This window comes from Silvibacterium bohemicum (genome assembly GCF_001006305.1).
Taxonomy (GTDB): Bacteria; Acidobacteriota; Terriglobia; order Terriglobales; family Acidobacteriaceae; genus Silvibacterium; species Silvibacterium bohemicum.
Genome location: NZ_LBHJ01000003.1, coordinates 828,444 through 842,038, shown reverse-complemented (window position 1 = coordinate 842,038; position 13,595 = coordinate 828,444). Strand labels below are relative to the sequence as shown.

The window sequence follows — 13,595 nt, the reverse complement described above, 5'->3', positions numbered from 1 at the left end:
TATGGGACATTAGCTGGAAAGGTGGACTGAATGTCGCGCAAGCAAGTCGGCCTAACCCTCGCTGCAGTGGTCGTACTTGCAGCTCTCGTCTTCTTCCTTCCAAGACTCTTCACAAGGCACGCGGATCTCCGCACGCGGCTCGCCTCTGCGCTCAACCTTCCAAAGGAGCGCGCTGCGGACTTCTTCATCAATCTTCCGCCGGCTGCATCGCGTTACCCCGGTACGATCCTCGCAACAGAACAACTCTTTATCCTCAACCCCGCGGACGCGAACGACCCAGACCTCCATACTGGAGATAGCTTTCAACTTACTGCGAATGACGAGGTAGCTGGCAATGCGCTCGGCTCGCTTGGCGTGCCCTGGTTGAATGAAGCAGCCTCCAGCAAGCAGGAGGTTGGACTCGAATTAGAGGTGAGCGACGGCAAGATCCTCGAGATGGACGTGCCCGCCCTTAAAAAGAAGCTCCTGGCCTCTCAAGAAGCACAAAGCGCGGCGAATAAAGGAACGGATCCCATTGTCATTACGAGATCCTACGTTGGAAAGATCACCTATGTCCTGAAACGCAAAGGAAGCGACCAGGGTTCTCTTTGGCAGAAAGCTCCAAAATCGAATCAAGACTCGGAACACTTCCGGATCGATGCGAGCAGGACGCAGGAGGGTGAGATTCGTGTCGAGATGCTTGACCCCGTGATCTTCGCATTCGAGGCCAGCAGCGCGCACTTCATCCTCACTCACTTGGGAGTCGAGCCCACAGACGTCAACCTCACACCGATTCGGCCGCACACTCAAACCGTTTCCAGTACGAGTCCGGCCCCGGCAAAACCGGGAACCAACTGGACACTCGTGACCATCGCGTCCGGCCACTATCCGAAGTTAGTGACACTCCGTCAGGACTGGAACGCGGACTCAGCTCGGTTGGTCGATAGCGCGCTCTCTCAGTACGGTCCGGTGGCGACGATGGACCTCATCAGCACGGAGCAGCAACCGCTGACCGAACAGGGCGTAAAAGGCTTCGTCGCCCAGGTAACGAGTGCCGTCCAGGCCAACCACAGCAAGTTCCTGGTCGCCTACTACGTTGGCCATTCGATGACATGGCCCAGTGGCGATATCGCGCTCATCCTCGGTTCCGCAACGGAGATCCCTAGGAATCTATCAACGCGCTCCCCAGAGCTGCTCGACCGGTCGGTGGGGAGCAACATCGGCGATCTCGCCCGCTTGGCGAATGCGCTGGACGCAAATCTGGAGACGCTCCCACAGGGCTTTCTTCCTCTACGCGAACTCTACGCAGAACTGACTCAGGCTCACGTCCCCTTCGCTCTCATCGTTGATGGGTGCCTTCGCATGGATGAGTTCGAACGGATGCGTTCGGAGCTTGGAATCGTCTCCGACAAGGGCCTGAATGTCTTCTTCTTTGCTGGATCCAACGGAGACCCCGGATCGGCCCTTTCCCGTCTTGGAGACCTACAGGAACACGTCGCAGACTCGCAACCATATCTCCACTCAACAAATCTGGTGTTGCTTGCTGCCAAACCCGGCACGTACGCCATGAGTCGGCCCAATCCGGACAACACATGGAGCGAGGTTGGACCATTGGCAGCTCGGCTTACGAATCTCTATCGGGCATCCCGTTTCGATGCTGACCGGCCGACGCTGGGGGACCTCATCGGCAGGATCACTGACTTCAATGGCGTAGGAGAGATCTCTGCGACCGGCTCGATCAGTTGGAGCGACGCGGCCCAGTTGAAACAACTCACGCAGACCGTGCCGTATCCAGGAAGCTGACCACATCCTTCGGCAAGAATCATCTTCGGACTACGTATTCAGAGCCTCGCGCAAATCAATCGGTGTTACTTCTTCGCCCCGCTGCCACGCATCAGGCCCTACTGGCCCAGTCGGAGCGATGTGATAGACACGCCGAGCCTGGTTCTCTTCCCACAGCTTCGCTGCTCCATACAAACTGGCAAGGCTGGCGATTTGCTTACCATCCTCCACCACAAAATAGTTACTCATACTCACTCCTCAATTCTTTGAGATCGCTCCTAGAACATTCTAAGAGTTGGCAGGGGGCATTCCTTGCCAGCTCTCTCGTTGCTCGGTTTCTTTGCTGGCAACGGCTCTCCGGCTAAACTGTCTATATGGCTGATCGAATACTCCTGGCGAAGCGCATCAACAATGGTCAATCTGAGGTGTGGTTCAGCACCGAACCCAAGAGCCTTCGCGTCGTCTCCACCAATGTCATCGTCTATCCAGTTCGCACCCTGTGTACTCCGGAAGAATCGAAAGCGTTTCATGAGGCCCTTGCCAATGGGGAAGCTCCGGTGCCGGCATCCATCCTCGACAAACTGATCGAGGATTTAGGGCTTAAGGCTTAGTCGCAGGTCAAGGAGACACATGATGCTCGCATCTAGCGTCGGGCCTGCACCGTTGCCTCGTGAACCAGCGGAGTCATTATTCTTTCTTCACCGCTCTGAGTCTTCTCGCGGCCAAACGCTGACAGATCGAGCGCGAGTTCTCTGAGGATCGGAAACTTGTCTGCATGGCTCGCCATTAGCACGTTGACGAAGTCTTCCTGGTTGGGCTGACCTAGGGCGAGGCGATAGAGGAGGCGTTGCTCCTGCAGTGCCTTGAATCTTGCCTCATCTCGGCTGTGGGGCATCCTGAATATGTAGCGAGTGACGCCTGTCTCCGGCAAAACCCACCAAGGGCTAAGGCCACTGAGATCGGACTTCTCTAAGTTCCCGGCCCTCTCAATCTCCGGCCAGACAGAACCTCCGTGCAGGTCTTTCTTGAGTAGTTCCGTCCCCAGAGACTTCGCAAGGCTGCGCCGAATGAGCTGGCCACCGTATCGCTGGATGCGTCCCTCCCGTTGTTCGAGATCAAGAGGGCTTGAACAAAGATCCCAGTGAGCGACACGCCCGCACCATACGTGAAAATCCAGGCCTTCCTGTCCAACGGAGGTCGTTGCCAACACATGCGGCCAGAATGGAGTATTGAAAGCCTTACGGAGTTCGTCGGAGCGAACGGGACGGGTCACACCTGTACCCGCCTTCGAATCGAGTTCATGGTCGGTTCCACCGAAAGGCACCGCGGCGTGACAGCGGACTCGTATGCGCTGCTCGGATTTGCTACCAATCGGATGGAATGAGAACGAACCGGTGGTAACCCCGAGTATTGAACACAAGTCTTCCGCAAGTTCTGCTCCATCCTCTGATCCGCTCTGCCGGGCAAGCCAAAAATGCTCATCAAGCAACGCTTCAAGATTTCCGGACAGGGCGGCCTGTTGCAACGTCAGTGCCGGTGTTCGCCCCTTAAGACGAGCAAAGAAGACCGGATTGTCCAGGTAGGTACGCAAACCATGCCAACATAGCCGCAATAGGTCGTGGAACCCTTCCGGAGCCAGTGCCTGAGCATAGTGGCGCCGAAGTGCGCGTCCAGCAACCACCCCCGGCGAAGACAGCGCGATAGTAGCCAGATCACGCAATTCACTCGAGCTGATCGAGGTCACGGTGGAGGCTTTGTGCCACTGTTGGACACATCCGAGGAGCCGGACGTCATCAGCCGCAACCTGTTTCCATGCGGAAGAGCTCATCGCGCTGAAGCCCGCCCGGAGGTCAAGCGCAGAGATGATCTTCCAGATTGGTCGCCTCCGCTTTCGCTCCTTGGCGGTTGCCTTGTCAATCTGAACGCCAAGTTTATCGAGCGCTGACAGAAGTTGCGCCATGACCGAAGCGCGGACACTCCGAAGGTTTCCGCCTCGTGCCTTCATCGGATCCACTGCTCCGATAAGGAACGGAGAAGGATGGAAAAGGGCAAGAATCGGCATTCTTCCCTTTCCAGCCTGCAGACGGCGTTGCCGCCACGCGAGTTCGTAGCCCCTTTTCTTCGGCAAGTAGGAGGCTTCGACCTCCAGGCTCAGCAACGCGGCGATACTCTGAGGCGTTGCCTTGAAGCGACTAAAAAGCAACAGCTTTTCTGGCGTCTCTCCGGCCCAATCTCCCGAGAGCGACCACCATGGCAGAGAAGGTGCCGTCCAAGGAAGAGCCAGGCTGTCGGACTTTAGGACTCTTTGCAGCGCGCGGAGCTTTGGGTGTGGCCAATGCGCCGCCGGTTTCAGCTTCTTACGGTCTTCCAATGTCAGCTTCGTCAGCTTGCTGTCGTTGAGTGATATCCGTTGTTTCCAGGCCTGGTAGCGCTTTCCAAGCGCCTGCATCGGCAATGGCACCGAGAGCCAGTAAGGAAGTGCCTCGCTTCTATGCTGCTTCTTGAACGAGTTCACCAGATGACGGTAGACACGAACATCCTCCGCAGACAACTCGCAAGCAAGCGGCACAGTATGGCTGCCGTCAGACACATCTCTGCCCTCACGTTCCGTCCTGGACATCAGCGGACCAAGCAGGCCTTGCAGGGTTGTGCGCTGAGCCGACGCAGAGACTCTGTGTGCGTCGAACTCTGAGGACTCGCTTGGGATCCTCGCCATGGCGCGAATGCTGTCACCGAAATCCGAGAAGGCGCTCATCGCGCGTTGACGAATCACCTTGCCATGATCTCCGCCAAGAAACTCGATGAGCTCAAAGAGTTCCCTGTGGTGATCTGCGCCGGCAGCTTGTTCCCACCGCCCCGCGTACAGTTTGTAGGGCGTCGCGGAGAGAAGCAGCACTGCAGGCGGATTGGCTCCGCAGAGCAGTTGCGACATGAGCTTATCCTGCAGTCCATTGGGAGTGAGAAGCTCTCGATACCTCTGGAACTCATCGAAGATCACGAGATCCGGCGGGCTGAATATCAACTGCGCGTGCGCGAGAGCACGGCGCAAGCGTCCGATGATCCTGCCCTTCGTCTCGGTCTTCGCAGCTTCAACGATTTTCGCGTATGGATCACCCTTGAATTCCTGGCTGACCGCCGATCGGAAGGCGCGAAGGAATCGCTCTTCAGGCTTATATCTCGCGTGCCGGTAGGCCTCCACAAGTTGTTCCCAGTTCTTCCTTGCTGTGCCCCGAAGCAGATCCTCCGGCAAACTCCGTATCAGTTGCGGGTAAGTCCATCCCAGGAGCGCCCGAAGGAATGCTCGCTCCTCCTTTCGCCCGCCGTGCAGCCGGGCTTGATCACCGGGGAAGGAGGTGGCCGGCGTGAGCGCATAGAGTCTGACCTTGGCCTTCGGGCGAGCTGTTTCGAAGGGAATCAGGCCGAGGCGATCGATATTCGAAAGCGCATTCTTCCGCTCCTCCCTGGGGAGGAAATCAACAAGCCTGCCGCGATTCTGGTTACCAACACGCTGGCCATTGGTCACGTAATAAACAAGCAGAGGCCGGCTCTGGCGTTTGCAAAGACGCGCTACGATGTCGCGTGCAACAACCGTTTTGCCCAAGCCAACCTCGTCGGCAACCAGGAAGCGGCGCGGCCCAGCAACGTCCTCCAGGGTCCGGCAAGCGACTTCGACCGTTGCTTGTTGAAAGCGCTTCAGGCTTGCGCTCATGCGGGTTTCACCATGGCGCTCGTCACTTCTCCAGAAGCTCCGTTGTCAGTGTGTTCCAGATAGACCTGAGTTCCTGAAGGCGCTCCATCTCGTGCTGCTGTTCCGTATACGATCCATCCAGAATCAGATCGAGATAATCCTGGACACGCATGTTTGCGCGCTCGAACGCGGCAGGATCCCGTGCCCAGCAGGCAAGCATACTTTCGATTGTCAGCGAGTCGAGGTCTTTGTTCAGGGAGCCTGTGGCCTGCTGAGAGTTGACCGGGGCATCCCACGCTGGCGCCTCGCCCTCAACGGAGCCACCGTCGATCAGCGAACGCCACCACGCAAGAAATGCCTTTGGTCCCAGGTACCGCGCTAGAGCCGCCCGGTCACGATTTGCATCCAGGGGTGGCGTCACCGGGAACCGTTGCATCCAGCAACACTCGCTGCCTTCGAGCGACAACCGCAACTGGACCAATTCTGTCTGTAACGCCAGCGGAAATGTCCCGAGTTCGAGCATCGTCGATGCCTGCATCCAGGGGACAAGCGATCCTGTGGCCATGCCGACGTGCAGTGCGATCTCATGATCTAACGGATGGGGAGCGTGATCTACTTCGAGCCTAAAAGTATCCCCGTCGCGCAGCAGCGTAGCAGTCCGGCAGGACCATGCCACTGAGTTACGGGCCTCTTCCAGACGTTTCCGGACCTGATCTTCAATAAAGCCTTCCTTTACCAACTGCTCCAGCGGACACGGGAGGCCACGGCCCAGCAGATCCTTTAGGCCTTCCCAGTATCCTAAGTCGGCCTCTATTTCCGCGATAATTTCTACGTTTCGACCTTCCCAAGCCCTGGTCGTTGCGTTGGGGCTGCCGATCCACAGAAACACCTTCCTGGCAGTCCGAGCGGCAAGGATCTTCGCGTGAAGCCCGAGTATCGGAGCCTCCTCCGCTCCGATCTCCACCTCGTCACCAGTCTCGTCCTCATCCTCCTCGGTCCAGTCGTTCATCGGCTTCTGAAAAGAGAGAAGATTACTGGCGAAGGCCTCCAACGGTTTTCCCGGTTGGGCCGCAAGCCTGAGAAGCTCTGTCTGAGTTGAGAAGAGAGTTCGCGGTGTCTGACCACCGCCCCACGTTCCAATTGTCTTCAGGAAGACGCCGTGCAGAAATGGACTGACAATGGCAACTTCAGTTACACCTTCTGGGGCGACTGGAAGTGGATCGTTCCCCTGGCCACCGGTAAGACGAATCCTCTTGATTTTGAGCCCTGCTGGAACGTTCCAGGTCACGTCTTTCAGTTCGCGTACCAGCCTGATTCGATCTGATTCAGCCAGTTGTGCCGAACTTGCAAGCTTGTCAAAAACATCGACCAGACCGTCGATCCGAACTCCTCCTTGAATCGCCACGCCACCAGTGAGCAGCAGCCCCAGGTCTCGATTCGCGGCAACAGTCAGATTTCGGCTACCGAGCCATAAGCGCCAGCGCACTTCTCCTTGCTGATTGGAAAAGCGGACGAACGCCATCTTTGGATGCCAGCTATGGGTATTTTGGTCGAATGGAACCTCGATCAGGAACTGATCGAAGATCGCCGTCACGTCTGATCGCTTATTCGCGCTACTGAGCCTTCCCTGCTGCAGGACAATCCGCACCTTCCCTCGAAGGTCCGTGACTGCCTCGGCGAGATCAGCCTGGCTTCCTGAGCCTCGATCGTCGTCCCGTTCGGCCATCGATAGCAGAGCGGCAGCGATCGACGTTACATCCGCAGAGTAGGTGGCGAGAAGTGCGGTTTCGACGATCCAACCGGGATCGGGCCTGAGTCCTTCGAGGTACGACTGTGGCGACCACTCCTTTCCAGTTTTCATTCGGCCCCATTTAGGTCGTTAAGCAGGCGATGCACATTGTGCCATCGATAGTGCAGGGGTTTCGCCCCAGGATGCTTCTCATTCTCCCAGACACGCCGCAGTTCCCTGCCTTTCAGACTTTGAGACAGGCGCGCTCGTTGGCCCTTGCGACGGCATTCGGCCCTTCGATAACAATCGAGAAGGTCCCTAACTGGTCCGTTTTTCCTGTGAATCCAGTCCTGGGTTTCTGTGAGAACTGCAGAGAACGGCTCCGACAGATCGATCCCATCCATTTGGAGCCCCAACAGGTTGAGCTTAGAAGCTTCCTCTGCATGTTCCGCCAATATCAATGGGAGCTTATCCCGATGGAGGCGTGAAGTCTGGATACTGTCGTTGCACTCCCGGATCTCTTCGACCAACGCCGCATAGACTCCGCGGCCGATCACTGCGAGTGCTGCGGCTTGGCCTGCGCGCAAAAGGGCATCCCTATCCCTCCCGGCATATTTCAAGATCTCACTGTCCCAACAGTGCTCAACGTCGGGAACGGCATTCAAGAGCGCGAGCTTTGCCAACAGCGAGGGCTCGCCTGGGTGGTGTACAGACCTGACATCGCTGAGCCTCTTGCGGAGATACTTTTTCTCGTCCAATAAAAGGACAAAGGTGAGTTCGCCATCTCCTACAAAGTCATCCGGGGCGTCAGGCATTAGTTTGTCGAACGGGAGATAGCTGGGGTTGAGCGGCACACCATCGTCATCCAATGTTGTCCGGGTCGCTGAGCTGAGGGTGGCGTGAATACGCGATCTCGTGGGCAGATGCTCGCCGTCCCGCGTCGGGCCCAGCAGTCCCCACGCTCCGAGAGCGGTCCAGTAGATCAGTGATGGTGGCTGATTGCTCTTCTCAGGAAAACGACGTGCTCCTATAACGCCATCCTCTCCAGCGTCCAGTAGCCGGCCTGCGAGCCGCACCTCAGCGCGTTCAACTGAACGCTGTACTGACCTGACTTTTGTCTCTCTCTGCAGTGCCTCGTACATCCATGGAACGAAGAGCACGTAGCGCAGGCGAGTATGCAGCACTGAGGTTCCTGGGAAGAAGCGGTCTGCATAGCGCTGATGGATGAGTAGAAAGCCGATCTCGTCCCGAACACCTTCGGAGTGCCCATCGAGTTGCGCCTCAGCGCGGCCGATCGCATCCCTGGACATGAACGTCCAGCCGAAACTCGATAAGTTCTTGAAGTCCCCTAACATCCCCGTCCTCTGTGTCCGGGGCTGAACCTGATCACAACGTTGCGATGTAATCGGCGCTTCCGGTCAGGATGACGAAAACATTCAGCATGAATATCGTTCCCTCGACCGCATACTTGATATGTCAAAGACACTCCCATTTTCAAAATGTATCTCATGGATGATAAGTGAGGTTCTATTAATGATCGCCGGCGACACACACCCTGAACTATCGATGCTAGCAGGCGGATGGATCTTCTGACCGCGTCGTTGCGAGCGAGATTCGTTCCGAGAAAAACGTTTATGAGGAGTCATAGTTTACGATTCGTCATGCGATTCTTCTACTTGGCACGATGCGTCTTTACAGAGACAGCTCTCCGAGAGCTTGATGCGCCCTCAGCAAGGCAGTTGCTGCCAGTGGGGGGATATTCATTCCCTCGATTCGAACTGTCTGTACATCCACGATGCCGATGAACGCCAGAATCTGGCGCAGGTAAGGCTCGACAAAATCCCAGGAACGCCATGGACCTTCTGTAAAGACTCCGCCCGAAGCCAGAACGAGAATTGCCTTTTTGTTCTTTGCTAAACCGAGTACACCGCTGTCGGAATACTGAAAGGTCCTGCCGGGCCGAACAACCAGGTCGATCCAGGCTTTCAGAGCAGACGGAATGCCGAAGTTCCACATTGGAGTAGCCATTACCAGAAGATCGGATTCCAGAAGCTCATTCGTCAGTTGATCGGACTGATGGGCCGACGCTTTTAGGCTTTCCTCCTCCACAGGGTCTCTCGTTGAAATGGCCCGGAGGGTGGTCCCGTCCAGATGTGGCAGGTGCTCGGCTGCGAGGTCGTGACGTAGGATCTTTGCACCGGGATAAAGGTCCGCGAGCCTTTCCGCGATCTTATTGGAGACAGCTCGACTCGCCGAGTCTTTTCCTCTGGGGCTGACTTCAATCATGAGTATGTTCTTCATAGCGACTCCCTTTGGCGCGAGCGTGGCGTCAGCGCACTCCACGCTGCGTGCGAGTCCATATAGTCTCTCCAATGCGCGATCTTCCGGTTCTCGAGATGGATGATGGAGCAGAACCGGTTGTCGTACTTCGTGCCGGTCGCGAGGACTGTTCCGTGGACTTCGTATTCGATGACAACGACATAACCCGTGTCTGCTGTGTGGACAACGAGGTTGTCTGCGGACTGCAAGTTGATGATCTCAACGTAACCGTTGAACGCATCCATCAAAGCGGCTCGTCCCCGAATCACACGAGGCCAGCCGAGATCGTAGAGGACCTCGTAGATGGTGTCGTCGGTGACGATGTCAAAGAAGTGTTCGCCGTCAACGAGGTTTCCGAGAGCACGTCGAACCAGGTTGAAGTATGGGTCTGCTGCCTTGTAGGCAGCGTATTTAGTCTTGGGCATTCCGTGTTTCTCCACTCGCTTCATGATGTTCAACGAGGGTGACTATAAAAGAGTAAGCTACTCTCAAACAAGAAGGCACACTGACGTCAGTAGCTAACACCGAGGTTAGTCATGAAGAAACCGGGCAGAACCATCTCTCTGGACCCCGCAGCCGTCTGCAAAAGCTCAGACCCGATGGCGGTCAGGGAGTTGTTGACGAAGATTGGTGATAAGTGGAGCATCTTTTTGATTCTTTCGCTCGACCTGCTCGGAGGACGTGCACGATTCTCTGAACTCGAACGTGCGGTCCCAGGTATTTCGCAGCGGATGCTATCGATGACCCTCAAGAATCTTGAACGGGACGGGTTGGTGATACGCGAACTCTTCCCCGAAGTACCGCCTCGCGTTGAGTATGAAATTACAGACCTTGGAAAGAGCCTCCTTCAGCCTACGCAGGGATTGGTCGATTGGGCTAAGGCAAATTGGGAGCGGGTCAGAAAGGCGCAGGCCAAGTACGATTCCGAATGATCTTCATAGGCTGTATCGCTCGATTGTCAGATCGCTAACGACAAGTCGGCGTGTGGGAAGTAATGATGAACCGTTCATGAGCGCTTTGGCGATCTAGCGTATATCCAGAATCGTTACTGCTGAGGAGCGTACGCAACTGTTCATGTACGACGAACAGACTCTTCCGAAGACGAGTGCGGTCAGGCAGGCTGACCGCACATGACAAAGTCAGCGGAAACGATCGGGCTCAAGAAGTCAACTTGACCATTCGAGGTTATGGGTCAAATGATTGAAATCGCCGCATCTCACTGGAGATGGATTGCTCTTGCCATCATCGTCCTGGTTACCGTTGCGGTGACGACTAGGCCCGCTTTCAAACAGCAATCGAACATGGTCGTCGTCCGGCTGCCTGGGCATCGGTGGTTTGGCGATCCGCAGGCAGCGCAGGTATACGCGTCCGAAGACCTTCCCTATGCATGGCTGAGCACTGCCGTATATGGATCTCCAACCAGCACAAAGCCAGACGAGAAAGCCAAGTTCACAGCAGGAAAGGCTGCCCTGGGCGACCAATGGTCCATGTGGGCCGATTTTCCCAACGCAGACCTTCAGGCCAAGATGAACCAAGTTCACTTGCGGGCGCAGGCCTGGGAGAAACCATCAGATCATCTGATCGTCGTCGCGTTCGGCGGGACAGTTGCCTCAAATCTGAACGATTGGAAGGCGAATACCCATTGGGCCCACCCTTTCCTGAGGGACGAGTACACTGTGGCCGGAGATGAGTTCGCACGCGCCTTCGCCGAAGAGCTTGCTCGCAGGATGCAGGAGTCTGATCCCGAGAACCGCAGGCTGGTCCATCTCCGGTCGACTGGCCATTCTCTCGGCGCGGGTCTGGCGGAGAAATTCGCTTACTCCCTGCCAGCCGCCGAGTATCAAATCCCGCGCGTCGAGAAGGTATTCGCCTTCGATCCCTCTCCGGTCACGACCTTCCTGAATACCAAGGGGAGCGTGCGAAAGGAGAACAAGGACGGGCTGGAGATCGATAGGATTTTCGAGCGAGGAGAAATCCTGGCCATCCTACGTGCGGTAACTGCGGTCTTCCACGCGCCATCGACGGTGAATCCCAAGGTAACTCAGGTACGATACAACCTGTTTGGCAACGATCGCTTCGGCCTGACAAATCCGGTAGCGAGCCACGCGATCGATAAGCTCGCGGAGCGCCTTCAATTGGTTGCGGCTGGCAAGCCGCCTTCTAAGTAACCCGACGAGCAACCGATTAGCGCACGACTACATATCTGAGCGGAGAGGCCGCAATGGCGAGACCGGCAGTGCGCATCCGATGCCTTCAGCCACGCACGTATTCAGCGGAACCAGGACAATGGTCGTCCCCTACGGCCGGGAGCCCTGAATGATGATGCCGACGAAACGTCGCGCCTTTTCCGGCCAATCGTCCGTGCTGCCCGCGCTGGAGACCCCATAGATCGCACGCAACATGTCCATTGGATCGACATCTGACCGAAGGTCCCCGCTGGCGACGGCGCGCCTCGCCAGCGTATTGGCAGCTTCCTCCATGACGCGGGTGCTCTGTTGATAGACCTGTGAAGGACCGCCGACCATTGCGTCTAATGCCGGAGCAATGATCTTTTTCGCGGCGATATAGTCAATGAAGACCAGCATCCACGCCCGAAGCGCCTCAATAGGCGGCAGTTCGGCGGAGAACTTTCTCTGTGCCTCAGCCAGTTTCTCGATTTCGCCGATATAGACAGCGGCCAGCAAGTCATCGCGTGTAGGAAAGTGACGGTAAAGTGTCCCGGGGCCTATCCTGGCCCTCCTGGCGATCTCGTCCATGGTGGTCTCCGCTCCCCGTCGCGTGAAGATCTGCCTCGCGACTTCGAGAATCCGCTCGCGGTTGCGTTGCGCGTCGGCTCGGGGCTTGCGGGTTGTTTTCTTGTCGGCGGACGTTTTCATCGGATGTTTTTGAAACCGGAGAGGCCCTCCGGTAATCTTATATCCATAACGGAGACTTACTCTCTTTTATTCCGGGCCAAGGCCCGTGTCAAAGATCAGGATCGGAGCGTGCAACATGGCAGTGAAATTTGGAGCAGAGTCAACGACAGAAGAGGTCCTTGCAGGGGTCGATCTGAAGGGTAAACGGATTCTTGTAACCGGCGTATCCGCGGGTCTGGGCGTAGAGACCGCACGTACTCTGGTGGCGCATGGCGCCGATGTTGTGGGCGCGGCGCGCGATCTGGAGAAAGCACGACGGGCGACAGCGGCGGTCAGCAATGCCGCGGCGGAAACCGGCGCGAGTTTCGAGCTGCTCGAACTCGATCTGGCCAGCCTGAAGAGCATACGCGCCGCGGCGGACAAGCTGATTGCCGATGGCCGCTTATTCGATATCATCATCGCGAACGCCGGCGTTATGGCGACTCCGTTGGGCAAGACGGAGGATGGTTTCGAGACGCAATTCGGGACCAATCATCTGGGCCACTTCGTGTTTGTGAACCGCATCGCGAAGCTGATCAAGGATGGTGGACGTTTGGTCAACCTCTCTTCCTCGGGGCACCGTTTCAGCAATGTGGACCTCAATGATCCCAACTTTGAGACGACGCCATATGAGCCGTTCGTATCTTACGGCCGTTCAAAGACTGCAAACATCCTATTCGCAGTCGAGTTCGACCGCCGTCATAGAGCCCGTGGCGTGCGAGCTACCGCCGTTCATCCTGGTGGAATCATGACTGAACTGGGTCGCCACATGGATCCGGGCAGCCTGGAACAGATGGTCAAACAGATCAATGAACAGGCCGCAGCAGCAGGTAAAGGAGCGTTCGAGTTCAAGACAATACCCCAGGGAGCCGCGACCTCAGTTTGGGCAGCAGTAGTTGCGCCCGCCGAAGAGGTGGGAGGACGGTATTGCGAGAACTGCCACGTGAGTGACGTCGTCGCTGATGACGCCCCGCTGGGGATGCTTGACGAAGGAGTGCGTGGCTACGCTCTCGATCCACAGAACGCTGTTGCGCTCTGGAAGAAAAGCGAAGAACTGGTCGGCGAAACGTTTGAGTAAGCAGGTGCCTTAGACGCACACTGGCTGTTCACCGGCTCAAGCCAAGAGGCCGTGAGCAGCCAGTGTCAATGATTGAATTGGCGATTTGACGTCAATCGAGCATCCCTGAGGCGAAGCACGTTTTCT

Annotated in this window: 12 protein-coding genes; 5 read left to right on the top strand and 7 right to left on the bottom strand. The window is 56.8% G+C overall.

The genetic code is table 11. The features are described 5' to 3' along the window. Nucleotides 1-30 precede the first annotated feature (30 nt). Nucleotides 31-1,782 (top strand): hypothetical protein, encoded by a 1,752-nt coding sequence (locus XX99_RS09070; protein WP_050059027.1) that lies wholly within the window; start codon nucleotides 31-33, stop codon nucleotides 1,780-1,782. Nucleotides 1,783-1,812: 30 nt separating this feature from the next. Here XX99_RS09070 and XX99_RS09065 read toward each other — a convergent pair whose 3' ends face one another. Next, complete coding sequence (locus tag XX99_RS09065) at nucleotides 1,813-2,010, bottom strand: hypothetical protein (protein WP_050059026.1); 198 nt, start codon at nucleotides 2,008-2,010, stop codon at nucleotides 1,813-1,815. A gap of 125 nt (nucleotides 2,011-2,135) precedes the next feature. On the opposite strand from XX99_RS09065, the gene XX99_RS09060 reads away from it, so the two are divergent. Further along, nucleotides 2,136-2,372 (top strand): hypothetical protein, encoded by a 237-nt coding sequence (locus tag XX99_RS09060; RefSeq protein WP_050059025.1) that lies wholly within the window; start codon nucleotides 2,136-2,138, stop codon nucleotides 2,370-2,372. A gap of 32 nt (nucleotides 2,373-2,404) precedes the next feature. On the opposite strand, the gene XX99_RS09055 is transcribed toward XX99_RS09060, so the two are convergent. The 5 genes from XX99_RS09055 to XX99_RS09035 all read right to left on the bottom strand — a co-directional run bounded on the left by XX99_RS09055 (nucleotide 2,405) and on the right by XX99_RS09035 (nucleotide 9,922). Continuing rightward, complete coding sequence (locus tag XX99_RS09055) at nucleotides 2,405-5,470, bottom strand: DEAD/DEAH box-containing ATP-dependent helicase (protein WP_050059024.1); 3,066 nt, start codon at nucleotides 5,468-5,470, stop codon at nucleotides 2,405-2,407. Nucleotides 5,471-5,492: 22 nt separating this feature from the next. Beyond that, nucleotides 5,493-7,043 carry a phospholipase D family protein gene (locus XX99_RS09050; protein WP_156185882.1) on the bottom strand — a complete coding sequence of 517 codons (1,551 nt, stop codon included), beginning with the start codon at nucleotides 7,041-7,043 and terminating at the stop codon, nucleotides 5,493-5,495. 263 nt (nucleotides 7,044-7,306) lie between these two features. Then, a complete protein-coding gene (locus XX99_RS09045) occupies nucleotides 7,307-8,488 on the bottom strand; it encodes a DUF6361 family protein (RefSeq protein WP_156185881.1) in 1,182 nt (393 codons plus the stop codon). Between the two features lie 382 nt (nucleotides 8,489-8,870). Further along, nucleotides 8,871-9,464: an FMN-dependent NADH-azoreductase gene (locus XX99_RS09040; protein WP_197081859.1), complete on the bottom strand. Its 594-nt coding sequence runs from the start codon at nucleotides 9,462-9,464 to the stop codon at nucleotides 8,871-8,873. An 11-nt stretch (nucleotides 9,465-9,475) separates the two neighbouring features. Then, entirely contained in the window at nucleotides 9,476-9,922 is a 447-nt protein-coding gene (locus XX99_RS09035; protein ID WP_050059020.1) for a nuclear transport factor 2 family protein, read from the bottom strand. Between the two features lie 111 nt (nucleotides 9,923-10,033). Between XX99_RS09035 and XX99_RS09030 the strand changes: the two genes are divergently transcribed. Both XX99_RS09030 and XX99_RS09025 read left to right on the top strand, forming a co-directional pair. Then, complete coding sequence (locus XX99_RS09030; RefSeq protein ID WP_082125399.1) at nucleotides 10,034-10,429, top strand: winged helix-turn-helix transcriptional regulator; 396 nt, start codon at nucleotides 10,034-10,036, stop codon at nucleotides 10,427-10,429. A 264-nt stretch (nucleotides 10,430-10,693) separates the two neighbouring features. Next, complete coding sequence (locus tag XX99_RS09025; protein WP_050059019.1) at nucleotides 10,694-11,665, top strand: alpha/beta hydrolase family protein; 972 nt, start codon at nucleotides 10,694-10,696, stop codon at nucleotides 11,663-11,665. Between the two features lie 129 nt (nucleotides 11,666-11,794). Here XX99_RS09025 and XX99_RS09020 read toward each other — a convergent pair whose 3' ends face one another. Beyond that, the gene (locus XX99_RS09020; protein ID WP_050059018.1) at nucleotides 11,795-12,373 is read right to left on the bottom strand and encodes a TetR/AcrR family transcriptional regulator; all 579 of its coding nucleotides are present in this window, start codon (nucleotides 12,371-12,373) and stop codon (nucleotides 11,795-11,797) included. Between the two features lie 115 nt (nucleotides 12,374-12,488). Between XX99_RS09020 and XX99_RS09015 the strand changes: the two genes are divergently transcribed. Next, complete coding sequence (locus XX99_RS09015) at nucleotides 12,489-13,469, top strand: SDR family NAD(P)-dependent oxidoreductase (protein ID WP_050059017.1); 981 nt, start codon at nucleotides 12,489-12,491, stop codon at nucleotides 13,467-13,469. Nucleotides 13,470-13,595 lie beyond the last annotated feature (126 nt).